This window comes from Luteibacter yeojuensis, from assembly GCF_000964085.1.
Lineage (GTDB): Bacteria > Pseudomonadota > Gammaproteobacteria > Xanthomonadales > Rhodanobacteraceae > Luteibacter > Luteibacter yeojuensis_A.
On sequence record NZ_JZRB01000021.1, the window covers coordinates 117,163 to 139,077 of the forward strand.

20 protein-coding genes are annotated in these 21,915 nt (G+C 66.6%); 10 read left to right on the forward strand and 10 right to left on the reverse strand.

The window, feature by feature from the left end; genetic code table 11:
* Positions 1–108: 108 nt before the first annotated feature.
* A complete protein-coding gene (locus VI08_RS10690) occupies positions 109–1,281 on the reverse strand; it encodes a lactonase family protein (RefSeq protein ID WP_198148918.1) in 1,173 nt (390 codons plus the stop codon).
* Between the two features lie 168 nt (positions 1,282–1,449).
* Between VI08_RS10690 and VI08_RS10695 the strand changes: the two genes are divergently transcribed.
* The 3 genes from VI08_RS10695 (at position 1,450) to VI08_RS10705 (ending at position 6,187) form a co-directional block, all read left to right on the forward strand.
* A complete protein-coding gene (locus tag VI08_RS10695; protein WP_045829562.1) occupies positions 1,450–2,310 on the forward strand; it encodes an alpha/beta fold hydrolase in 861 nt (286 codons plus the stop codon).
* A gap of 292 nt (positions 2,311–2,602) precedes the next feature.
* Positions 2,603–5,656 (forward strand): TonB-dependent receptor, encoded by a 3,054-nt coding sequence (locus VI08_RS10700; RefSeq protein WP_045829563.1) that lies wholly within the window; start codon positions 2,603–2,605, stop codon positions 5,654–5,656.
* Positions 5,657–5,827: 171 nt separating this feature from the next.
* A complete protein-coding gene (locus tag VI08_RS10705; protein WP_045829564.1) occupies positions 5,828–6,187 on the forward strand; it encodes a hypothetical protein in 360 nt (119 codons plus the stop codon).
* A 130-nt stretch (positions 6,188–6,317) separates the two neighbouring features.
* Here VI08_RS10705 and VI08_RS10710 read toward each other — a convergent pair whose 3' ends face one another.
* Together VI08_RS10710 and VI08_RS10715 are read right to left on the reverse strand one after the other, a co-directional pair.
* Positions 6,318–7,742 carry a sugar porter family MFS transporter gene (locus VI08_RS10710; protein ID WP_045829565.1) on the reverse strand — a complete coding sequence of 475 codons (1,425 nt, stop codon included), beginning with the start codon at positions 7,740–7,742 and terminating at the stop codon, positions 6,318–6,320.
* Positions 7,739–8,368, reverse strand: coding sequence for a nucleoside/nucleotide kinase family protein (locus tag VI08_RS10715; protein WP_045829566.1), 630 nt, complete (start codon positions 8,366–8,368; stop codon positions 7,739–7,741). The genes VI08_RS10710 and VI08_RS10715 overlap by 4 nt, the downstream gene beginning before the upstream one ends.
* 90 nt (positions 8,369–8,458) lie before the next feature.
* Between VI08_RS10715 and VI08_RS10720 the strand changes: the two genes are divergently transcribed.
* The 4 genes from VI08_RS10720 to VI08_RS10735 all read left to right on the forward strand — a co-directional run bounded on the left by VI08_RS10720 (position 8,459) and on the right by VI08_RS10735 (position 11,139).
* Positions 8,459–9,223, forward strand: a complete 765-nt coding sequence (locus VI08_RS10720) for a MipA/OmpV family protein (protein WP_045829567.1) — start codon at positions 8,459–8,461, stop codon at positions 9,221–9,223.
* Between the two features lie 86 nt (positions 9,224–9,309).
* Complete coding sequence (locus VI08_RS10725; protein ID WP_045829568.1) at positions 9,310–9,909, forward strand: carbonic anhydrase; 600 nt, start codon at positions 9,310–9,312, stop codon at positions 9,907–9,909.
* Positions 9,910–9,941: 32 nt separating this feature from the next.
* Positions 9,942–10,745, forward strand: a complete 804-nt coding sequence (locus VI08_RS10730; RefSeq protein WP_045829569.1) for a helix-turn-helix domain-containing protein — start codon at positions 9,942–9,944, stop codon at positions 10,743–10,745.
* A gap of 19 nt (positions 10,746–10,764) precedes the next feature.
* Positions 10,765–11,139: a response regulator transcription factor gene (locus VI08_RS10735; RefSeq protein WP_045829570.1), complete on the forward strand. Its 375-nt coding sequence runs from the start codon at positions 10,765–10,767 to the stop codon at positions 11,137–11,139.
* Here VI08_RS10735 and VI08_RS10740 read toward each other — a convergent pair.
* From VI08_RS10740 to glgX, 4 genes are all read right to left on the reverse strand, one after another.
* The gene (locus tag VI08_RS10740; protein WP_084621441.1) at positions 11,136–11,897 is read right to left on the reverse strand and encodes an alpha/beta fold hydrolase; all 762 of its coding nucleotides are present in this window, start codon (positions 11,895–11,897) and stop codon (positions 11,136–11,138) included. The genes VI08_RS10735 and VI08_RS10740 overlap by 4 nt on opposite strands.
* A gap of 50 nt (positions 11,898–11,947) precedes the next feature.
* The gene (locus tag VI08_RS10745) at positions 11,948–12,403 is read right to left on the reverse strand and encodes a DUF2442 domain-containing protein (RefSeq protein ID WP_157006634.1); all 456 of its coding nucleotides are present in this window, start codon (positions 12,401–12,403) and stop codon (positions 11,948–11,950) included.
* Complete coding sequence (locus tag VI08_RS21335; RefSeq protein ID WP_198148919.1) at positions 12,400–12,630, reverse strand: DUF4160 domain-containing protein; 231 nt, start codon at positions 12,628–12,630, stop codon at positions 12,400–12,402. The genes VI08_RS10745 and VI08_RS21335 overlap by 4 nt, the downstream gene beginning before the upstream one ends.
* A 147-nt stretch (positions 12,631–12,777) precedes the next feature.
* On the reverse strand, positions 12,778–14,943 hold the full coding sequence (gene glgX / locus VI08_RS10755) for a glycogen debranching protein GlgX (RefSeq protein ID WP_428992145.1): 2,166 nt from the start codon (positions 14,941–14,943) through the stop codon (positions 12,778–12,780).
* Positions 14,944–15,069: 126 nt separating this feature from the next.
* Between glgX and VI08_RS10760 the strand changes: the two genes are divergently transcribed.
* Entirely contained in the window at positions 15,070–17,949 is a 2,880-nt protein-coding gene (locus VI08_RS10760) for a glycoside hydrolase family 35 protein (protein WP_045829575.1), read from the forward strand.
* 6 nt (positions 17,950–17,955) lie between these two features.
* On the opposite strand, the gene VI08_RS10765 is transcribed toward VI08_RS10760, so the two are convergent.
* Positions 17,956–18,168 carry a hypothetical protein gene (locus VI08_RS10765; RefSeq protein WP_045829576.1) on the reverse strand — a complete coding sequence of 71 codons (213 nt, stop codon included), beginning with the start codon at positions 18,166–18,168 and terminating at the stop codon, positions 17,956–17,958.
* A 169-nt stretch (positions 18,169–18,337) separates the two neighbouring features.
* On the opposite strand from VI08_RS10765, the gene VI08_RS10770 reads away from it, so the two are divergent.
* On the forward strand, positions 18,338–18,742 hold the full coding sequence (locus VI08_RS10770) for a hypothetical protein (protein WP_045829577.1): 405 nt from the start codon (positions 18,338–18,340) through the stop codon (positions 18,740–18,742).
* Between the two features lie 8 nt (positions 18,743–18,750).
* Here VI08_RS10770 and yjjJ read toward each other — a convergent pair whose 3' ends face one another.
* Complete coding sequence (yjjJ, locus tag VI08_RS10775) at positions 18,751–20,124, reverse strand: type II toxin-antitoxin system HipA family toxin YjjJ (RefSeq protein WP_084621443.1); 1,374 nt, start codon at positions 20,122–20,124, stop codon at positions 18,751–18,753.
* Between the two features lie 100 nt (positions 20,125–20,224).
* The gene (locus tag VI08_RS22370) at positions 20,225–21,574 is read right to left on the reverse strand and encodes a cation:proton antiporter (protein ID WP_045829578.1); all 1,350 of its coding nucleotides are present in this window, start codon (positions 21,572–21,574) and stop codon (positions 20,225–20,227) included.
* Between the two features lie 127 nt (positions 21,575–21,701).
* Here VI08_RS22370 and VI08_RS10785 point away from each other — a divergent pair, with 127 nt between their 5' ends.
* The gene (locus VI08_RS10785; protein WP_045829579.1) at positions 21,702–21,884 is read left to right on the forward strand and encodes a hypothetical protein; all 183 of its coding nucleotides are present in this window, start codon (positions 21,702–21,704) and stop codon (positions 21,882–21,884) included.
* Positions 21,885–21,915 lie beyond the last annotated feature (31 nt).

Below are 21,915 nucleotides of genomic sequence, written 5' to 3' on the forward strand. Positions count from 1 at the left end.
CTTGCTCCGTCTTGAAAGGCGTCAAGGCTAGCAGCCGTGGGTGAATTTTTTGTCCCATCGCACGCGCCCGTTCGTGAGAACTTGCGCGTGCAAGGAACAGCCGCAGGGCTACAGCGCCAGGCCCTGCATGCCAGACGCGCCTGCGAACACGGGTGTGTTGCCCACCTGCAGCAGACGCCCATCCGGCAGCACGAGGAACGTATCGACGTTGCCGCCGAGCGAGTTGCCGACATACAGGAACGCGCCATCGGCCGAGGCCTTGAGGTCGGTCGGGGCCGCGCCGGCCTCGAGCGAACCCGCGACACCCTTGCCGACAAGGCTGAGCTCACCGCCCTGCCCGATGCGGTACGCGCTGATGTTCCCCTTGCCCGCGTTGGCGGTGAAGGCGAAGCGGCCCGCGACCGTCAGCCAGCATGCGGCGGCCTGCCCGTTCGCGACATCGGCGGTGATCGCACGCAAGCCGCCATCGCCACCCACGGCATAGGACGACGCGGCCGAGCCCGCAGCCTGCGAGGTGATGAGGTGCCCACGGTTATCGAAGTCGAAGCCGAACGGCTGCGGATCGTTCGACGGCGTGATGGACGGGTCGGCGGCGAGCGAGCCATCGCGGCCCACGCCGAACACTTCGAACCAGCCCTTGCCGGCGGCGTTCTTCACCGAGACGGCGAGCCAATGGCCATCGGGCGAGAACTGCAGCTGCGCCGGCGTCTGGCCCACGTTAGGCTGGTTGCCCACCAACGGCGCATCCGTGCCAAGCAGCCGCGTTTCCCTCGGCAAGGCCACGAGCTGGCCGCCCGGCGTGAGCTGGAATGCCGTGACGGTCGAGGTGCCGGCACTGTTGAGCACGTACACGCGGTTGCCGCGCTGCGCGATGCTCACAGGGAACGTACCGCCCGATGCCTGCACGTCGACAAGTTCGAGGTGGCGCCCCTGGATGGCGAACACCGATACCTGGTTGCTGCCGGCGTTGGTGGCGAACAGCCAGCGGCCATCGTCACTCTTCACCAGCGCGTTCTGCGAACCGAGCGGATCCGGCGGCGGCGCGGTGGTACCCACGCCGACACCCTTGCCACCGGTGGCGACGACATCACGCTTCACCAGGCTGCCGAAGAAGCTGCGTTGGAGCACGGCAACGCTGTTTTGCGCGATATCGTTGGACATGACGTAAACGTACGGGGAATCAAAGCGTGGAAGCTGGAACGATGCCGTTGGGTTGGCGTGTGCGGCGCCCGCAAGGCAAAGCGCGGCCACCGCGGCGGAAAGCGTGTGTGCACGATTCATGGCGATCTCCATTGAAGAGCCAGGGGGCTCCCAAGGGATTCGCACGGGCGGGCACATCGGTTACACCGCAGAGAAAACGTAAGAATCCGCGGCCCGCGGGCAATCCTCGCCAAGTCGCGCGCGGCGTATTCAAGGATAGTCACGGGACACCGACACCCGAGGCCACCCATGAGCACCCACGACACGTTTTCCTCTTCGTACGTCACGACCAAGGACGGCGTCGCCATCTATTACAAGGACTGGGGCCCGAAGGATGCCCAGCCCATCATGTTCCACCACGGCTGGCCGCTCAGCTCGGATGACTGGGACGCGCAGATGCTGTTCTTCGTGCAGCACGGGTACCGCGTCGTCGCCCACGACCGCCGCGGCCATGGCCGCTCGCAGCAGGTCGGCGAAAACCACGACATGGACCACTATGCCGCCGATGCCTTTGCCGTCGTCGAGCATCTCGATCTCAAAAACGCCGTGCATATCGGCCATTCCACCGGTGGCGGCGAAGTGGCCCGCTACGTGGCCAAGTTCGGCGAACCGGCCGGCCGCGTGGCCAAGGCCGTGCTGGTCAGCGCCATCCCGCCGCTGATGCTGAAGACCGAAGGCAACCCGGGTGGCCTGCCGCGCGAGGTCTTCGACGGCTTCCGCGACGCGCTGGCCGCCAACCGCTCGCAGTTCTATCTCGACGTGGCCTCGGGCCCTTTTTACGGCTTCAACCGCCCGGGTGCGAAGGTGGCCCAGGGCACCATCTGGAACTGGTGGCGCCAGGGCATGGCGGGTAGCGCCAAGGCCCATTACGACGGCATCAAGACGTTCTCGGAAACCGACCAGACCGACGACCTGAAGACGATCACCGTGCCCACGCTGATCCTGCACGGCGACGACGACCAGGTGGTGCCGTACAAGGATGCCGCCGAGCTTTCAGCCAAACTGGTGAAGGGGGCGACGCTGAAGATCTACAAGGGCTACCCGCACGGGATGCTGACGACCGAGGCCGAAACGCTCAACGCCGACCTCCTGGCATTCATCAAGGGCTGAGCCCCTTCACACGCTTTCTTGCGGCCTTCGGGCCGCCTTTCCTGCCGCACAAACGGCGCGCCGCAAGGCGCCCCGGCTGTGCGGCATTTTCTTGCGGCACATCGTAATTTCTTGTTCGTAAGTTATTGTTGGATATAGGAAAAAGTCGTATAGACGATGTTACACACAGACTTTTAACGTCGGCGCGCACTGACGGGCTGGGAGCACCGCCAGGCGGTGGCCTAAAAGGCTTTGCACCACACTTTGAACTTTTTTTCTTGCACGGCCGCGAGGCCATCGGGGAGTCGAATACATGGTACGGAACACAGCACAGGCGCAGTTGCTGCGCCGGTCGACGCTTGCGCTCGCGCTCGCGGCTGGGTTGGGCATGGCGGGCGGCGCATATGCGCAGGCCACGACCGGCGCGATCGCCGGCTCGGTGCAGCCTGGCAGCGTCACGACGGTGCAGGTCATGGGCAGCAACGGCCTGACGCGCGAAGTGCCGGTCGATGCGCAGGGCCACTACAACATCAGCAACCTCCCGCTCGGTACCTACACGGTCAGCGCGAAGAACAACGGTGCCGTCGTTGATTCGCGCAAGAACGTGAGCATCAAGGTCGGCGGCAGCACCGATGTCTCGTTCGTCGCGGCCGCCGCGTCGGCTGCCAACGCGCAGTCGCTCGAGTCCGTGACGGTCTCGGCCAGCGCCCTGCCGCCGATCGATACCTCGCAGGTCGATTCCCGCACCGTCGTCACGTCCGAAACGCTTGCGCGCCTGCCGCTCGGCCGCAACGCGGAAGCCATCGCGCTCCTCGCGCCGGGCGCTGTCCAGGGCAACAGCAGCCTGGGTGGCGGCCGTTTCCGTACCGTGTCGTTCGGTGGTTCGGGCGCGTCTGAGAACGCCTACTACGTCAACGGCTACAACACCACCGACCCGTACAAGGCCCTCGGCGGCGTTGGCCTGCCCTACGGCGCCATCGACCAGCAGGAAGTCTATACGGGCGGTTACTCCGCCAAGTACGGCCGTTCCGACGGCGGCGTGATTTCGCAGGTCGGCAAGCGCGGCACCAACGACTGGCACTTCGGCGCGCAGATCCTCTGGGAGCCCAAGTTCGCCGCCTCCAACCCGGGTAGCGTGTACTACGGCAACAAGACGCTGCCGGCCGGCTACGGCTACCAGCAGGCGGACAAGGTCGGTTCGATCTACCGCTCGGGTGACGACAACACCAAGTGGACGCAGACCTACAGCGCCTACGTGGGCGGCCCGCTGATCAAGGACAAGCTGTTCTTCTTCGTCGCGGCCGAAGCCGAGAAGTCGGAAGGCAACAGCACCGCGAACGTCGAATCGAACCCGGTGGCGACCAACCACTACACGTACAACCTGCCGAAGGTGTACGCGAAGCTGGACTGGAACATCAACGACTCGAACATCCTCGAACTGACGGGTATCCACTCGACGGACGAACAGCGCGGCTACTACACCGGCTACGACTACGACAGCCGCTCGGGCACGGGCCGCACCGGCGCCGACGCCGATACGTCGAAGATCACGTCCAAGTACGCCATCGCCAAGTACACCTCGTACATCACCGATGACATCACGCTCTCGGCCACGTACGCGAAGGGCTGGACCACCGACTACCTGCAGAATCCCACGCCGAACATCGACCAGCAGCCGTACATCTATAACCCCGGCCTGCAGGACCCGGCGATCACGGGCGGTACGCCCATCACCAACCTCAACTCGTCGCTGACCACGCAGAACCCGAATGCCGGCAGCCGCACGCATGGCTTGCGCCTCGACCTCGAGTGGCAGCTTGGCGACCACCACCTCGCCGGTGGTATCGACAACATGCACTACAAGGGCATCAACGAAGGTACCGTCAGCAGTGGCCCGGGTTACTACTGGCGCTACTTCCACTCGGCCAACCCCGGCACCGCGATCAGCCCGGGCCAGGGCATCGGTGCGCCGGGCGGCAACGGTTACTACGTGCGCCGCGTGGTCTTCAGCGATATCACCAACATGTCGCTCGACCAGCGCGCCCAGTACCTCGAAGACCGCTGGCAGGTCAACGACAAGGTCATGGTCAGCATCGGCGTGCGCAACGACGGCTTCAAGAACTTCAACGGCCAGAACAAGCCCTACGTGAACAACCAGGCGCAGTGGGCTCCGCGCCTCGGTGCCTCGTGGGACGTGTTCGGTGATTCCAGCCTGAAGGTCTACGGCAACCTCGGTCGCTACTACCTCGCCCTGCCCAACAACGTGGCCGTGCGTGGCGCCTCGCCGTCCACCTACACCTACGAGTACTTCACCTACACCGGCATCGACCCGAATGGGCGCCCGACGGGCCTGAAGCAGCTCGGCGGCCTGGTGTCGCCCGACGGCGAGTTCGGCCAGTCGATCGACGCCCAGGGCGTTGCCGCCCGCGACCTGAAGAGCCAGTACCAGGACGAAGCCATCCTCGGCTTCGACAAGACGCTGGGCTCCGACTGGGTCACCGGCGCGAAGGTCACGGTGCGCAAGCTGCGTACGGCCATCGACGACGTGTGCGACACCGGCAAGATCGCCGACAAGATGACCCGCGAAGGCCTCGACCCGGATTCGGTCGTGATCCCTGGCTGCATCATCTTCAACCCGGGCGACACCAATACGTTCAGCCTCGCCAACACCGACGGCTCGGGCCGCACGGAAGTGAAGATGAACCAGCAGGACTGGGGCTTCACGCAGAAGGCCAAGCGCTCGTACTACGCGCTCGACCTCTACCTGGAGCACCCGTTCGACGGCAAGTGGCAGGGTCGCGTCGACTACACCTTCTCGCGCTCGTACGGCAACACCGAAGGCCAGACCAAGTCCGATATCGGCCAGACCGATATCTCGAAGACGCAGGACTGGGATTCGGCCGAGCTGATGCAGTACGCCAACGGCCTGCTGGCGAACGACCGCACGCACTCGATCAAGGCCTACGGCGCCTACCAGTTCACGGATGAGTGGATGGTGTCGGGTAACCTCCGCCTCGCCTCCGGCGCGCCGGAATCGTGCCTTGGCTTCGAGGACGGCGCCGCCGACCCGGATCCGATCGGTTACGGCTCGTCGTACCACAACTGCAACGGCATGCCGTCGCACCCGGGCGACAAGCGCAACCCGTGGTACCGCCAGCTCGACCTCGCCGTGACCTACCGTCCTGCCTACTTCGAGGGCAAGCTCGCGTTCGGCGCCAGCGTCTTCAACGTCACCAACGAGCGCAAGCCGCTCAACAGCTATGCGACGTACGAAGCCTCGCCCCAGACGGTGCTCAACAACTACGGCATTGGCCAGTACTTCCAGACGCCTCGCTACGCCCGCCTGACGGCGACGTACGACTTCTGATAGCGCACAGCCCGCCGGCGCCCCTCGGGGCGCCGGTATCCGGACATAACAATTCGCCCCGGCCCACGGGGCAACGCAAGTCTCCCCTCGCCACCGCACCTGCGGTGGCGTTTTTTTTGGCGCTACGATAGGCGGACCCCACCCCGGGGCCAGCGATGGGCGCCATCCGCCATGATGAAGAACCTGATCCCGAAGATCTTCTACGACACCCTGCAGCAGGGCCTCGACTTCTTCGTTGGCGGGCTGGGTTTCGAAGTGAGATACCAAGACGCCGACCTGGCCGTGATCGAGCGCGACGGCGCCAAGGCCTACATCGTGGCCAGCCCGGAATACGCTGCGAAGGACCGGCCCGAGCTCAGTATCGACACCGACGACATCGACGCCCTTTACCGCGAGATGTCAACGCGCGTGCCACACCTGCTCCATCCCAACGGCAAGCGGGTGGAACACAAGCCCTGGGGCTCGCGGGAGTTTGCGATGTTGGATGCGACGACGGTATGCGTCGTTTTCCGCGAGTGGCCGGCGGGCTGAAGAATCGGATCATTCGCGTGTGCGGATGAACCTGGACAGGAGCATCGCGCGCAAGCGCGCTCCCACAGAAGCGTTAGAACAAAAAAAGGCCCGGCTGTGGGCCGGGCCCTCTCGTGGGTTGCGGGGGGGCTTATGCCTTCGCTGCCGCCAGCCGCTTCTTCTGGTAGGGGAAGAACCGGTGCTCGCGTAGCTCGTGTTCGATTTCTTCCAGGCTCTTGCCCATCGTCTCGGGCACGAGGAAGTAGATGAACAGTAGCGACACCACCGAGATGGCCGCGTACAGCCAGAACGTGTGCGTGGCACCCAGCCAGGTCACCAGCGACAGCGTGGTCAGGGTCACGATGAGGTCGAATATCCAGTGGCTGAACGAGCCCAGGCTCGCGCCCTTGCCGCGGACGAACAGCGGGTACACCTCGGCGTTGATCAGCCAGATACACACGCCGAAGCCACCGCAGTTGAGCATCATGTAGGCGGCGAGGCTGGCCACGGCCAGCCAGCGGCTGAAATCGGTCTGCGGGCCGGCGCCCTGGAACAGGTAGCCCATGACCAGCAGGGCCACGATGCTGCCGGGGATCATCCACAGCAGGTAGGTGCGGCGGCCGATCTTGTCGACGAGGAAGCTGCCGATCACCGTCATGACCACGACGAGGATGGTGCTGAGACCCGTTCCGAGCACGGCCGCCTGGTCGGAGAAGCCGGCCTTGGTGAGGATCGTTGGCGCGTAGTAGATCAGCGCGTTGTTGCCCGTGATCTGCGAGAACATCGAGATGCCCGCGCCGACGATGATGGCGGGGCGCACCCATGGCTTGGCCAGGTCTTTCCAGCTGCCCGAGGGCACGTCTTCCGAGACCGTCTCGATCTCGGTGATCTCCGCGCGGGCCGCGGCCTCGTTGCCACGGATGCGCTCGAGGATCTTCAGCGCCTCGGCCTGGCGCTTCTCGGCCACCAGCCAGCGCGGGCTCTCGGGCAGGAACGCCATGCCGGCCAGCAGCACCAGCGCGGGGATGAGGCCCAGGCCGAACATCCAGCGCCAGTGTTCGCCGAACGCGAAGCCGGTGAAGTACGCCACCGTGATGCCGAACACGATCATGAACTGGAACAGCACCACCATTTTGCCGCGGTGCTTAGGCGGGGCCACCTCGGCGATGTAGACCGGGATGATCTGCGTCGAGCTGCCCGCGGATAGCCCGAGGATGAAGCGCGCGGCGATCAGCCAGCCCACCGATGGCGCGAGCGCCGAGGCGATGGAGCCCAGCGCGAACACGATGCCCACGAAGATGACCATGCGGCGCCGGCCAAGCCGGTCCGAGAACGGGCCCGTGCCGAGGCAACCGAACAAGGCCCCGAAGATGATGGCGCCAGTGACCAGCTGCTTCGTGGTGTCGTCCAGGGCGAACTGGCGGCCCAGGCCGAGCAGCGCGACACCGATGACGCCGGTGTCGTAGCCGAACAGCAGGCCACCCAGGCCCGCGATGGTGGCGATGCCAACAACGATGCCGGTGCGTGGCGTGGCCAGTGCGGCAGCGCCGCTGGACGGTGAAGTAACGGCGCTCATGCAGCCTCCATGGGAAGGGGTCGTGCTCGGAAATCCGCCCGGTGCGCCGTGGCGGCGATGCGCCGGGCGTTGGGTTCGTCGGTGGTTTCTATCCAGTGCAGCGCATCCTCGCGCGAGCGGCCGAAGCGCATGTGGCGCGCCAGCAGTTGCGCGAGGCGTTGTTCGTCATCGACATCGACGAACCAGACCTCATCGAGGAGCGGGCGCACGTCGCGCCAGGCGCCCTCCTCCATCAGAAGGTAGTTACCCTCGGTGATCACCAGCCGCGTTTCGGCCGGTACGCCGATCTCGCCGGCGATGGGCTCTTCGATCTCGCGATGGAAGGCCGGCGCGTACACCGTCTCGCCCTCCACGGGCGATCGCAGGCGGCGCAACAACGCGACATAGCCGCTGGCATCGAAGGTATCGGGGGCGCCCTTGCGCCCGGCGCGGCCGAGCCGCTTGAGTTCGGCGTTCGCGAGGTGGAAGCCATCCATCGGCACGTTGACCGCGCCAGGCACCGCCGCGAGCAGCTGCGACGACAGGGTGGATTTGCCCGAGCCGGGCAAGCCGGCGATGCCGAGGATACGCCGGCCGCCCCCTGCCATGAGGGCCTCGAGCCGTGCGCGCGTGGAAACGTCGATCATCCTGTGAAAGCTAGCACGTTGCCGCAGGCAATGTTGCCACAATGTTGTTGTCCGACCATGCGGGCCCCGTTGGTGAAGGCAGTCTGGTTGATGGCACGTAAACTCATGTTCTGTGGTGTATCGGCACTGGCGATGGCGTCGGCGCCCCTCGCCCAAGCCCAGGAAAGCAAGCCCGGTGGTTTCAGCCTGGGCCTGGGCGTGGCCTGGAGCCCAAGCCCCTACCGGAGCTACGACAATAAGGCATGGCCCCTGCCCATGGCGAGCTACGAGGGGAAACGGTTCTTCCTGCGTGGCCCGAGCTTCGGCGCACGCCTGTTCCAGGGCGGCAACAACGGACTCTCCGTGGTCCTCTCTCCCATCGGCAACCGCTTCCGCGCCGAGGATACGCACGACCCACGGCTGCGCCGGCTCGAGGACCGCGACCTGTCGGCCCAATTGGGCCTGCAGTGGCTCACGCATGGCGACTGGGGCCGGCTCACCGTGGCAGCCCAGCGCGAAGTCACGGGCCATGGCGGGGGCCATGTCTTCGATGCGAACTACGCCTACCCCATGCCGTTCGGCCGCAGCGTGGTACTCATCCCGATGGTGGGCGCCGCCTACACCAACCGCAAACTCAACGATTACTACTACGGCATCAGCCGCAAGGAAGCGCTGCGTAGCGGCCTGCCCGCCTATCGCAGCGATTGGGCGACGGCACCGTACGCGGGAGCCACGGCCATGATCCGCCTTGGCGAACGCTGGTCGGTTCTGGCGTCGTTCCGCTACAGCCGCCTGCCCGATGCGGTAAGCGACAGCCCGATGGTGGACGCGGATTCGACGCTGGCCTACTCCGCGGCGCTGATGTACCGGTTCTGATGGCCGGTTTATTACCCGGCACGTAATTGCCGGTGGTTTTGCGCGAACCCACACTGCACCGCACACCCCCAAGGCGGAGCAGCCCCATGACATCCCCCCACCCGTTCAGCGAGTACGTCTTCAGCGCACAGGAAGGATTCGACGAGGCCGCCACGCGTGCCGCGTTCGCCCACGCGATACCGCTGAAGACGCTCGTCATCTACTGTCTCGATCCCCGCGTCACCGAGATACCGCATGCCGTCGCGCGGTTCATGGGCGGCCAGACCTACCCTGGCGAAGTGATCACCAATGAGCACGGCCAGCGCGTCGGTTCAACGACGGAGGTCGCGACCGTCGCGGTGGCGGCAGGCCGGGCCATCGACGCGCTGCGTTCGGTCACCGTGCTGGAACACCTGTTCGGTGTCGAGACCGTTGTCGTGGTGCATCACTCGAACTGCGGTGCGACCTCGTACAGCGCCCATGGCATCGTCGACGCCTTCCGCAAGGAGAATGGCGCCGATATCTCGGCCGCTTACGACCACGGAAGCGTTTGCATCGACGACTTCGAGGCATCCCTGGCATATGACGTGGCGCTGCTGCGCCGCAGCCCAGGTGTGCCGATGCACGCCGATATCCTCGGCCTCTTCTACAACACCGATACCGGCGAGCTCACCGAAGTTGTCCGCGATGCGGGCACGCCGCGGTGATACGCTCCGGGGCTCGACGGGAGGACAGCGCGATGCCCCACCACGTGAGCACGGCGGGCAGTGAACTCGGTGCGTTGCTGAAAGCCTGGCGGGGCCTGCGTGGCCTCAGCCAGATCGATCTTTCGCTCGAGACCGGTGTCTCCCAGCGCCACCTGAGCTTCATCGAAAGCGGTCGCAGCCAGCCGACCCGCCAGACGCTCATGGCCGTGGCAGACGGCCTCGACATGCCTTTCCGCGAGCGCAACCAGTTGCTGCTCGCGGCGGGGTTCGCGCCGCGCTATGCGGAGGAAACCTGGGACGACGCCTCGCTGGCCATCGTCCGCCAGGCGCTCGAACGCATGCTGCGGCAACACGACCCATTCCCGGCGCTGGTCATGGACCGCTACTGGAACGTCGTCATGGCCAACGATGCCGTGCGGCGCTTGCTGGGTACATTCATTGACCTTGAACGCTGGCCTAAGCCTCGCAACCTGCTGCACCTGATGTTCGCCCCGCAGGGTCTCAGGCCCCACGTCGCCGACTGGGAGCGATTCTCCGCCGCCCTGCTCCAGCGCGTGCGCCGCGAGGCCGTGGGTGGTGTGCCGGACAAGGCGACGAAGGCGTTGGTGGCCGAGTTGCTCGCTTACCCCGGCGTGGAAGACCCGGGCCTCCACGTGGATGGCCGTGACCTGCCAGTGATCCCCCTCGTGCTCGTGCACGGCGGCCAACGCCTCAGCTATTTTTCGCTGGTAACGACCGTGGGCACGCCCCAGTCGCCGGGGCCCCAGGAATGGCGCCTCGAGTGCATGGCGCCCGTGGACGAAAGCACGGAAGCCTGGCACAACCCAGCGGTTTGAAATCGGGTAAGGTGGGCGCATGCCAAACCGCACCGCCATCGTGGTCGAGCCCGACCATAACCTCGCTCACGCGCTGGAGGATATCCTGCGCTCGTGGCATTTCGACGTCGCCCTGTTCACCACGCACCGGGCGGCCATGCACCATGCGGAAACCACGCCACACACCGAGTTGCTGGCCGCCTGCATCCCCGCGTCGGACGACGACCGCGATGGGGCCTACCTCGAAGCCGCGCGCGAACGGCAAGGTGGCACGCTGGCCACGGTGCTGATGCTCTCCGATCCATACGCGGCCGACGGCACCGAGCCCGCGGGCGCCGTCCCCATCATCAAGCCGTTCACCCGCGACGAGTTCCGGGCCGCGATGGCGCAGGCGGGTGTCACGGTCGATCGTTAGCGCGCGCCCCGTGCGCGGACGGCATCCACCACCAGCGAGAGGCAGCGCGATACCTCTTCGGGTTCTTCCAGCACCATCAGGTGCCCCGTGCGCGGGATGACGAAACTGCCCTGCGCAAGGTCGCGAGCCCACGCGGGCGAACGCATGGCATCGGGCGTCTTCTCGCCGGAGACCAGGTACGTGGGCACCGCCGCCATCGTGGCGCGCACCTCGGCCTCGTAGCTGGCCCGGCTTGTTTCCGCCAGCACCGCGCGTGCCGCAGTGTGGATGGTCTTCGCCGACTGGTGCGCCAGCCACCCTGTCATGCGCACAAGCGCCGGGCCCGTAAGGCGGTGGCCGTCGGAGGTCATCAGGGCGGCCGGATTGTCCCTGGCGGTTTCCAGCCACCCCTCGACATCGGCGGGACTCATCGGCGCCAGCCGGGACGACAGGAACGCGTCGCTCGGGGCAAGGTTACCCTCGGCGCTGACGATGGCGGCGACGCGCGCGGGGAACTGCCGCGCATAGCGCATGACGATGGCCACGCCGGCGGAATGACCGACCAGCATCACCCGCTCGCCCGGGAGTTCCCGGTCGAGGTAACGGGCCAGGTGCCGCACCTGTTCGGGCACGGTGAGGTTTTCTTCCGGGATGCCGCGGTACAGCCCATAGCCCAGCAGGTCCGGACTGAAGACGGACGCCGGGTCGAGATGCGCGCGCAGTTCCCCGAGATGCAGGTTCCCCACAAACCCGTGCACCAACACAACTGGAATACGCATGCGCTCCTCCCTCCCACCCGTATCGGCGCGGGGAAGGTGATCTTGAGGGGTCAGGCAGCTGTCCTGGCGTGGAGGTGGTCCCAACCGACCATCGCAAGACCTACCGTCCTGGGAACGAGCTTTTCGCCGCTTCGATAATACGCAAGCATCCGGCGGCTCAATCCAAGGGCATCAGCCGCCTGATCAAGGGTGAGGTCGTGGTGTTCCATCCACACGATAACGTGCTCGTGCGTGTAATGACCCAGTTGTTCGAGGGCTCGGGCACGAAGGTTGTCACTCGCCAGGTCGATCTCGTCGGTGAAGACGACACTCCTCCCCGATGCGCCGAGCGCCACGCCGCTAAACACGGTCCAGTCGCGAAGGGGCGATAGCGCCTTATAGCGCCGGATGACCGGTGCAAGATCGACCCGCGCGCTGAAACCATCGTCGAACTCGAGGGCCAGCGCGTTGGGTTGGACAGCCCGCACGGCACGAAGGGTGAACTGAGGCGGCGGCAAACGGCTCATGTGTTGAGCTCCCGCCATTTGAATTTCAGGAACGCCGCATGCCGATGAGCCCAGGCCAAGGGCTCGCCAAGCTCCTGTGCGGCGACCTCGCCAAGCATCGGGGCCAGGCCTCCGATACGGACCATTGCTTCCCGACCATCCTTCATCCGGATGTGGAAATGCGGTGGCGGATGATCAGCGGCATACATGTAGATCACGCAGTCGTCGAAGCGGGCAAGAGCAGGCACTTTGGATCCTACGATCTGGCGGCTTTGAGTGCAACCATTGCACTCCTCAACCTTGTCACCTGATCGTAGGGACGGCCTTGCTAGGCGTCTGTCAGCCTCGGCCCAAATGCTCGTAGGGGCGCGGCTCGGGCGCCGCGCCCCGTCGCGTTACGTCACGGAGTCCGCCGGCCCGGCAAAGACATTGAGCGACCGCGGCGGGCAGATGAACGTCTGCCCGGCCTCGAGGGCCAGCGCCTCATCCAGCTCGGGGGCCGTCGACAGCGCCAGCTGCCACGCGTGGCCGTCATCGCGGGCGGGCAGCACGAACTCGACGCCCTCGGCCCAGGCATTGGCGATGACCAGCACCGTCGTGTCCGTGCCCTGGCCCGAGACGGCGGATTTCTGCGCGCGGCCATCCACCAGGAGGGCAATGGATCGCGCCCCGGCATCCTGCCACTGTGCCTCGCTCATGGGCGTGCCGCCCGGCGCGAACCAGATGAAATCGGCGATGCCCGAGGCTTTCTGGTAACGCCCGTCGAGGAAGCGCGAGCGCGTGAGCAACGGGAACCGTTCACGCAGGGCGATGGCCTTGCGCACGAAGTCCGCGAGGCGGCCCTCGGTCGGGTCGCGCTCCCAGTTGATCCAGGCGATCTCGCTGTCCTGGCCATAGGTGTTGTTGTTTCCGCCCTGTGTCTGCGCGCGCTCGTCGCCCGCCAGCAGCATCGGGGTGCCCTTGGCGAGGAACAGGGTGGCCAGCAGGTTGCGCATCTGCCGCTCGCGCAGCGCGTTGATGGCCGCGTCATCCGTTTCGCCTTCGGCACCACCGTTCCACGAGTGGTTGTTATCCGAGCCATCACGGTTGTCCTCGCCGTTGGCCTCGTTGTGCTTTTCGTTGTAGCTGACCAGGTCGCCCAGCGTGAACCCGTCGTGCGCCGTGATGAAGTTGACGCTGGCCCAGGGGCGCCGCCCCCGCTTGTTGAAGAAATCCGCGGAGCCGGTGAGGCGCGTGGCGAAATCGTTGAGCTTGCCCTCGTCGCCCTTCCAGAACGCGCGCATGTCATCGCGGAAGCGGTCGTTCCATTCGGCCCAGCCCGGCGGGAAATGCCCGACCTGGTAGCCGCCGGGGCCGCAATCCCACGGCTCGGCGATCAGTTTCACGGTGGCCAGCAGGGGATCCTGCACCACCGCATCGAGGATGCCGCCGCGCTGGTCGAATCCGCTGGGTTCGCGCCCGAGGATGGTGGCCAGGTCGAAACGGAAGCCGTCGACATGCATCGCCTCCACCCAGTAGCGCAGCGAATCGGTCACGAGCTGGATCACCCGGGGGTGGCTCACGTTGAGCGTATTACCCGTGCCCGTATCGTTGATGTAGTAGCGGGGGTCGTCGGCGAGCCGGTAGTACGACGCGTTATCGATGCCACGGAACGACAGGGTCGGCCCCAGCTCGCTGCCTTCGGCCGTGTGGTTGTACACCACGTCGAGGATCACCTCCAGGCCACGGGCATGCAACGCCCGCACCGTGTCGCGGAACTCGTCGCGGTGGCCGCTGGCCAGGTAGCGGCGCTTGATGGCGAAGAAGGCCAGCGTGTTGTAACCCCAGTAGTTGCGCCGCCCGTCGTCGAGCAGGTGCTTGTCGTCGGCGTAGGCGTGGATGGGCAGGAATTCGACGGCGGTGACGCCCAGCGAACGGATGTAGTCGGTCACCGGCTCGGCGGTGAAGCCGGTGAACGTCCCGCGCGCATCCTCGGGCACGCCCGGGTGGCGCATGGTGTAACCGCGCACATGGGTTTCCATCACGATGGTGGCGTCCCAGGGGGTCAGCAGGCGCTCGTCGCCCCGCCAGTCGTACGTCTCCTCGACCACGACGGCCTTGGGCACGTAGGGCGCGCTGTCGCGCTCGTCGAAACTGAGGTCGGCATCGGGGTGGCCAATGGTGTAACCGAACAGTTCATCGCGCCAGACGAGGTCGCCGGCAAGCTCGCGCGCATAGGGGTCGATGAGCAGCTTGTTGGGGTTGAAGCGATGGCCTTGCGCCGGCTCGTAGGGCCCGTGCACACGGTACCCGTACAGTTGGCCAGGTTTTACGTCCGGGAAATAGCCATGCCACACCTCGTCGGTGAACTCGGGCAGGTCCACGCGCGTCTCGTTGCCCGCTTCATCGAACAGGCACAGCTCCACGCGTGTCGCATGCGCGGAGAACAAGGCGAAGTTGGTGCCCTGGCCATCGAACTGGGCGCCACGCGGAAACGGGCGCCCCTCCTGGACAAGCGGGGGGTCGGTCGGGGTCTGGCTCATCGGTAGGCTTCCTCTGGGAGCGCGGATGGTGCTGTGCATCAGGTGGAAGCGCCGTCGACGCCGCCTCGCGGGTGCCCTCACCGGGAGCCACCCCATTCCACCCACAATTGCATAAAACCCCAAATTGCCCCACCCTTGGGCGACCTTCCTGGTGGGGTGTTGGGGATGACCGCTTTCCACGTGCGCCGCCCGGCGCTTGCGTTGCTCGCCTTGGGCACGGGTATCGCCGCGCTGGCGCCGGCCATCGCCGCCGACGCGCCCCCCGTCCCGCACAAGGTCGCCTTCGACCGTTACTCGATGACGCTGGATGGCAAACCCCTCTACGTGTGGTCAGGCTCGTTCCACTACTGGCGGCTGCCCAGCCCCGACCTGTGGCGCGACGTGCTGCAGAAGATGAAGGCCGCGGGCTTCAACGCGGTGGAAGTCTATTTCCACTGGGGTTACCACTCGCCAAAGCGCGGCGTCTACGACTTCACGGGCATCCGCGACGTGGACAGGCTGCTGGACATGGCACGCGACGCAGGCATCTACGTCATCGCGCGGCCCGGCCCCTACATCAATGCCGAGACCGACGCCGGCGGCTTCCCCAACTGGCTGGTGGCGACCGCGGGCAAGCCACGCTCGCCCTCGCCGGACTACACCGCGGCTTACCGGGAATGGATGACGCAGATCAACCGCATCATCGCCCGGCACCAGGTCACCGATGGCCGTGGCACGGTGCTTCTCTACCAGGTGGAGAACGAGTTCTACGACGATTCCCCGGACGGGCAGCGCTACCTGCAGGACCTGGAAGACGAGGCCCGCGCGGACGGCATCACCGTGCCACTGTTCGGCAACCACAACGAGAACTTCTTCGAGGGCCTTGGTGCGCTCGACCTGCCCGGCTTCGACTCCTACCCCCTCGATTTCGACTGCACGCGGCCGGCGCGCTGGAACGCGGTGTACGACTTCAGCCACGAGCGCGAGAAGCTCACCCGGTGGCCCCTCTTCTTCCCCGAATACCAGGGCGGCGCGTTCGATGTGTGGGGCGGCCCGGGCTACGAGGCCTGCCGCAAGCTCACGGGCCCCGAGTTCGAGCGCGTGTTCTACGAGGCCACCATGGCCTCGGGTTCCACGATGCAAAATTTCTACATGACCTATGGCGGCATCAACTGGGGGTGGCTGTCGTCGCCGGGCGTGTATACCTCGTACGACTACGGCGCCGCGCTCACGGCTAGCCGCCAACTGACGTCGAAGTACGACCAGCAAAAGCTTCTGGGCTACCTGACGCAAACCGTGGCGCCGCTTGCCCGCACCGATGCACGGGCGGCCACGGCCGCCGAAAACCCGCGCGTGCGCGTCACGCGCCGCGTGAACCCCAACGATGGCACGCAGTTCTATTTCCTGCGCCACGCGGACGCGTCGGATACCACGAGCGACGCGACCCACCTCACGCTCGCCCAGGCAGCGGGCAAGCCGCTGGTGGTGCCGCAGCAGCCGGGCACGGCTATCCGCCTGGATGGCCGTGACGCGAAAGTGCTGCTCGCCGACTATGCCTTGGGCGCGCAGCGCCTGGCCTACTCCACGTCCGAACTCCTGACCCACGTGCGGCAAGACGACCGTGACGTGGCGGTGTTCTACGGCCGCCAGGGCGAAGACGGCGAAACGGTGCTGCGTTTCGATGCAGAGCCGGCGGTCAAGGTGGTCGCGGGCCAGGTGGCAAGCCACTGGGATGCCGGCACGCACACGCTGCGGCTGAACTACCGACACGACGGCCTGGCGCGGGTCGCCATCACGCCGAAGGCCGGCGGCGCCCTGTTCGTGCTGCTCGCCGACAACGACGCGGCGGTGCGCTTCTGGCGCCTCGACACCGCCGCGGGCCCCCTGCTCCTGCGTGGGCCGCATCTTGCGCGCACGGCCGCGCTTTCGGGTGGCGCTGTGGCCCTGGCCGGTGACACCGATGCGGCCACCGACCTTGAAGTTTTCGCGCCGCGCGGCACGCAGGCCGTGACGTGGAACGGCTTGCCTGTCGCGACGACGGCGACGCCCTCCGGTAGCCTTGAAGGCCACCTCGACGGCCCGGCCCCGGTCACGCTGCCAGCGCTCGACACATGGCGCGTGCACGATGCCGCCCCAGAGATCGCCCCGGGCTTCGACGACCGCGCCTGGCAGGCCACCGACCGCACCAGCACGCCCAACCCCTACTGGAACAAGGCCCTCCCCATCCTGGATAGTGATGACTACGGCTTCCACCACGGCAACGTGTGGTACCGCGGCCATTTCACCGCCACGGGCAAGGAAACAGGCATCCGCCTCTCGGCCAGCCTCGGCGTGCACCTGGGCAACCATGGCATTTTCACCGCATGGCTTAACGGCCATTTCCTGGGCAACAACCCCAGTGGCTCGCAGCAGTTCCCCATCGACCCGGCGTGGCTGAAAAAGGGCGCCGATAACGTCATCGCGGTGCTGGTCGATAACCACGGCCACCTGCAGGAAGAGAAGAACGGCGCGTTCCGTGAGCCGCGCGGCCTGCTCTCGGCGGTGTTCGCGGGGGCGACGACGGCCATCCACTGGCGCATCCAGGGCAATCGCGGCGGCGAAGACCTGCCCGATGCCGCGCGCGGCCCGTTCAATGCTGGCGGCCTGTATGGCGAGCGCATGGGCTGGCAGATGCCCGCCTTCGCCGACGCGGCGTGGGCCACGGCGACCCTCCCGCGCCATACCGCGCAGCCTGGCGTCGAGTGGTACCGAACCGATTTCACGCTCGACCTGCCGAAGGACCAGGACGTGCCCATCGCCCTGCGCATCCACGACGATGCGCCGCACCGCTACCGCGCCGTCATCTTCATCAATGGCTGGCAGCTTGGCCGCTATATCAGCGACGTGGGCCCGCAGACCGATTTCGAACTACCACCCGGCCTGCTCAACCCGAACGGGAAGAACACCATCGCCATCGCGGCGTGGAGCACGGCGCAGGATGGCGGCCTCGGCCAGGTGTCGCTGGTGATGCAGGGCAACTACAGGACGTCGTTGCGCGTCGCGCCGGTGACCGCACCCGTGAAGTAGCTCCCGTCACTCCCGCACGATATGCCACGCCCCGTCCGCGTCCTCCTGGCGCACGACCACGTCGTGGCCCATCTGCTCCAGCACGCGCGCTTTTTCGCAGGCGGCATGCAGGGCCACCAGGCCGTCGGTGTACGACTCCCCTTCGTGGCCATCGGTGGATACGTGCCACGTACGCGAGTTGGTGGAGGGGTACATCACGAAAATGCGGATCTGGGCCATCGAGGGTCCTGCTGGGTACGGCGGGGCCGGACAGGGCCCGGGCATGACGGCATCCTCGGCAGTGCGTGATGGACGACGCGTGAGGGCCGGCTGAGCGACGTTGGCGGGGCCGTTCACATTCACGGCGATCGGCCTACAATCAACGCGTCCCCACTCGCCGGAGGCCGCCATGTCGCCCTCTTTCCGCTTCGTGCTCGCACTGGCCGCCGCTGTCGGCCTGGCATCCCCCGCCCTGGCCAGCAAGGACGCCCCGCCCGACCAGCTCGCGAAAATCATGGAGGGCCGGGTCGCCGGCACGCCACAGAACTGCATCAGCCTGCCCCAGGTCTATGGCATGCAGATCATCGAGAAGAAAACCATCGCCTACCGCATCGGCAGCACCTGGTACGTCAACCAGCTGCGCTCGGGCGCCGAGTCGCTCAATGCCGACGATGTCCTGGTGACCCGCACGTTCGGCTCGCAGCTGTGCTCGCTCGACACAGTGAAGCTCGTCGACCGCTTCGCTGGCGGCCTGCGCGGCTTCGTGGTGCTGGGGCCGTTCACGCCTTACAAGCTGGCCGACAAGAAGAACTGACCCGCGGCCTACGCGCCGAACCGCTGTCGAAGGCGCGCCACGGTTTCCGCATTGCGTGCGGCCACCTCGCGAAACGGGTGGCTCACGTCGCCGGCCATCGTCACCCGGGCCCAGAACGCTTCGGCCCACGCCGCGGCCCGCTGCCATAAAGCCATGTCCGCCGGCAACGGCGTGGCAGGCTGGAGGTCGCGCGACACGATGGCGCCGTTCGACGCAGGCCGATAGAGCATCGGCAGCATGTCGTAGCTGGGGGCGAGCGCGAGCGGCAACGCATCGTCGAGGAAGAACCCGATGTTGCCGAAATGCATGTCGGTGTTTCCGATCATCCGGCCAAACCACCATCGTTGGCGCACGTCGGCGGCATCGGCCGCCGTCAGCCACCGTGCCGCGCACATGCGATCCGCCGCGCTCGCCCAGTCGTCGCGCACGCCATCGTGCGCGTCGCTCCAGGCCGCAAGCGTGACGAAGCCGCGCCGGCCGTACGTGCCCACGCGGTCGAAACGCGTGGATTCCAGGCACAGGCGTTCGCCCGACCAAAGCAGTTCGGTGTGGGGACTGGCCACGCCGTGTTCGGCCAGGACCTGGCCCGCGACGTGCTCGCACGCAAGCAGGTCGGCCCAGCGCCGGCCCGCGTCGCTGGTGACGGGCTCGCTGAACTTGACGATCACGTGGCGTATATCGCCGTGGCCGTCGTCGATGCGGGCGGTGAACTTGGGCTGTTCACCGGCGGCGGACGAACCGACCGCCTCGCCGGCAAGCGCGCGGGCGGCGAGGCGCGTGTATTCCACGGAACGCGACGATGCGGGAAGTGCATCGGCGCTTCCGGCCAGGGCCTGTTCGAGCGCCGATGTGCCGATGACGAAATTGCCCGGGCCGTCCTCGCCATGCAGGAGCAACGCCGCCAGCACGGCGTCATCGCTCCAGCGGAGGATGTCGGCCGGCAGGCCGAGCTCCCTCGCCCATGCCTGCGCGAACTGCCGCCCGAGGAAACCCTGGGGGCGCTGATCGTCGAGGAACCATGGGATGCCGGGAAACAGGCCATCGACGAACTCGTCGCGCAGCCAATCGGGGGGCGAGACAGCCTGCACCAGGCTGCCGCCACCATGCAGTGCCGTGAGGTCGCCGAACGCCTGGGGATGGCCCTGCGCATCGATGCGAAACAGGGGCCATGTGGTGCCAAGGCCTCGGACATCGCGCACCGCGGCATAGCGGGTGCGCCTCGCCCGGCCTATCCGGGTAATGGCGGTGCCGGCCTCGGCAAGCGCCCGGGATACCGTGGGCTGGCTGGAGCCGGTGGCGGCCGCGAGCTGCGCGGCTGACGACAGCCCGCGCGAGCGCAGGACATCAACCAGAACCGAACCCAGGGAGGAGCTTGCTGTCATGAATGCATAGATAATTGAATAGATAATTAAAGTCAATATGCATTAAATACAGCAATATAAGAAAAAAACAGGCGAGATATTGAATAGATTTCTATAAGATCTAGCGCCTTGCCTCGGTGGCCCGGCGGATCGCATCCGCCCGCCACCGCATCAACGGCGTCACGCTTACCCCGTGGATCAACACGCTAAAGGCCACGACGGTCACGACCACGCCCTGCAAGGCGGTCGCCTGGGGCCCGCCCAGCCCGTGGCCCATGCCGAACGCCAGGTAGTTCAGGCTACCGAGGCCGCGGATGCCGAACCATCCGATCAGTACGCGCCGCTGCCACGGTACCTTGCTGCCGATGGTCGCGATCCAAACGGCCACGGGGCGGATGACCAACAGCAGCACGGCCGCCACGCCAGCCGCCGCCCAGCCGAACGCCGGCACCGCGGCAATGCCAACCGCCAGCACCAGTGCCGCGGCGATAAGGCGCTCCATGGTCTCGCCGAACGACAGGGCATCGGAGACGACCCAACCCACGGTATGCGCCGAGTGCTCCACGCTCGCCCTCGCCCGCTCATTCGGGTTGATCCGCATCTCGGCCGGCGCGACCTGCAGTGCATCGAGCCCGGGGTCCTCCTTTGTCAGCTCGCTGACGCCAAGCTCTACCCGGCGCAACCCCACGCCCGCCGCGAACGCGGCGAGGAACCCCGATGCGTGCACCGCTTCCGCCACTGCGTAGACAAGCACCATGATGCCCAGCGCAAGGAAATCGCTTGGCGCGACGTCGCGTGTCGCGTGGCGCAGGTGGGTACCGACGTAGCCGAGGCCCCAACCGCCCGCCAGGCCGATGAGGAGGCCACCGGCGAGGCCCCACACGACGTCGATGCCAAGCCATGCCGGCCACTCACTGGCGAGCGTCGCGTCCGGCGCAAGCAGGGATAGCGCCAGGAACAACAACGGCAACGCCGTCGCGTCATTCAAGCCCGCCTCGCCGGAAATCGCTACGCGCAACGCGTCGTCGTCACGGGCGTCGTCGACGGAGACCAACGAAGCGAGGACCGGGTCGGTGGGGCTCACCATCGCAGCCAGCGCGAGCGCCCAGGGGAGCGACCACCCAAGCCCCCACATCGCTAAGGCGATGACAGCTGCCGCGGTGATCGCCATCGCCGGCACGGCAAGCCTTATGGCCATACGCCAGCCACCATCCCGCAGGCGCAGCCGCAACTTCAGGCCCGTGATGAACAGCGACACCACCAGCGCCGCCTCCGATGCCACGCGCAGCCAGTGCACGCGATCCACTGAGAGCGGCAGCGACACCAGCCCGAGCACGCCAGGCCCGACCACCACGCCGGCAAGCAGGTAAATGGCAAACGTGGTCACGGGCCCGCGCTGGATCCACCCCGAAAGAAACGAGGTGGAGAGGAGAAGGACGGCGACGAAGACCAACCAGGCAAGCGCGGGCATGCAGTCATCGTGGCCATGTGTCGATCAACGCCCCGCGAAACCACGCGGCCGCGCTGACGCCCACGCGACCCGCCGTTCACGGCTGCGGGAAAACAGTGGGGGTGCGATTCAACGCGGAGGGCACGCCATGAACCACGATCGCCACGACATCCACCACCCCGACCACAAGACGCCGGCCAAGCCGGAATCCCCGGCCGACAAAAAGAGCCGCAAGGCGCATGAGAGTGACAACCAGGACCAGGCGCTGGACGAGACCTTCCCGGCCAGCGACCCTGTGTCGCCCTTCGTGCCCGCGAAGGCGCCAGACTAGCCATGCGGCGATCCCGGGCCGTATTCACCGC

Excerpts from the sequence above, each read along its gene's own strand:
- VI08_RS10690 (WP_198148918.1), bottom strand. The coding sequence starts at position 1,281 with ATGAATCGTGCACACACGCTTTCCGCCGCGGTGGCCGCGCTTTGCCTT.
- VI08_RS10695 (WP_045829562.1), top strand. The coding sequence starts at position 1,450 with ATGAGCACCCACGACACGTTTTCCTCTTCGTACGTCACGACCAAGGAC.
- VI08_RS10700 (WP_045829563.1), top strand. The coding sequence starts at position 2,603 with ATGGTACGGAACACAGCACAGGCGCAGTTGCTGCGCCGGTCGACGCTT.
- VI08_RS10705 (WP_045829564.1), top strand. The coding sequence starts at position 5,828 with ATGATGAAGAACCTGATCCCGAAGATCTTCTACGACACCCTGCAGCAG.
- VI08_RS10710 (WP_045829565.1), bottom strand. The coding sequence starts at position 7,742 with ATGAGCGCCGTTACTTCACCGTCCAGCGGCGCTGCCGCACTGGCCACG.
- VI08_RS10715 (WP_045829566.1), bottom strand. The coding sequence starts at position 8,368 with ATGATCGACGTTTCCACGCGCGCACGGCTCGAGGCCCTCATGGCAGGG.
- VI08_RS10720 (WP_045829567.1), top strand. The coding sequence starts at position 8,459 with ATGGCACGTAAACTCATGTTCTGTGGTGTATCGGCACTGGCGATGGCG.
- VI08_RS10725 (WP_045829568.1), top strand. The coding sequence starts at position 9,310 with ATGACATCCCCCCACCCGTTCAGCGAGTACGTCTTCAGCGCACAGGAA.
- VI08_RS10730 (WP_045829569.1), top strand. The coding sequence starts at position 9,942 with ATGCCCCACCACGTGAGCACGGCGGGCAGTGAACTCGGTGCGTTGCTG.
- VI08_RS10735 (WP_045829570.1), top strand. The coding sequence starts at position 10,765 with ATGCCAAACCGCACCGCCATCGTGGTCGAGCCCGACCATAACCTCGCT.
- VI08_RS10740 (WP_084621441.1), bottom strand. The coding sequence starts at position 11,897 with ATGCGTATTCCAGTTGTGTTGGTGCACGGGTTTGTGGGGAACCTGCAT.
- VI08_RS10745 (WP_157006634.1), bottom strand. The coding sequence starts at position 12,403 with ATGAGCCGTTTGCCGCCGCCTCAGTTCACCCTTCGTGCCGTGCGGGCT.
- glgX (WP_428992145.1), bottom strand. The coding sequence starts at position 14,943 with ATGCACAGCACCATCCGCGCTCCCAGAGGAAGCCTACCGATGAGCCAG.
- VI08_RS10760 (WP_045829575.1), top strand. The coding sequence starts at position 15,070 with ATGACCGCTTTCCACGTGCGCCGCCCGGCGCTTGCGTTGCTCGCCTTG.
- VI08_RS10765 (WP_045829576.1), bottom strand. The coding sequence starts at position 18,168 with ATGGCCCAGATCCGCATTTTCGTGATGTACCCCTCCACCAACTCGCGT.
- VI08_RS10770 (WP_045829577.1), top strand. The coding sequence starts at position 18,338 with ATGTCGCCCTCTTTCCGCTTCGTGCTCGCACTGGCCGCCGCTGTCGGC.
- yjjJ (WP_084621443.1), bottom strand. The coding sequence starts at position 20,124 with ATGACAGCAAGCTCCTCCCTGGGTTCGGTTCTGGTTGATGTCCTGCGC.
- VI08_RS22370 (WP_045829578.1), bottom strand. The coding sequence starts at position 21,574 with ATGCCCGCGCTTGCCTGGTTGGTCTTCGTCGCCGTCCTTCTCCTCTCC.
- VI08_RS10785 (WP_045829579.1), top strand. The coding sequence starts at position 21,702 with ATGAACCACGATCGCCACGACATCCACCACCCCGACCACAAGACGCCG.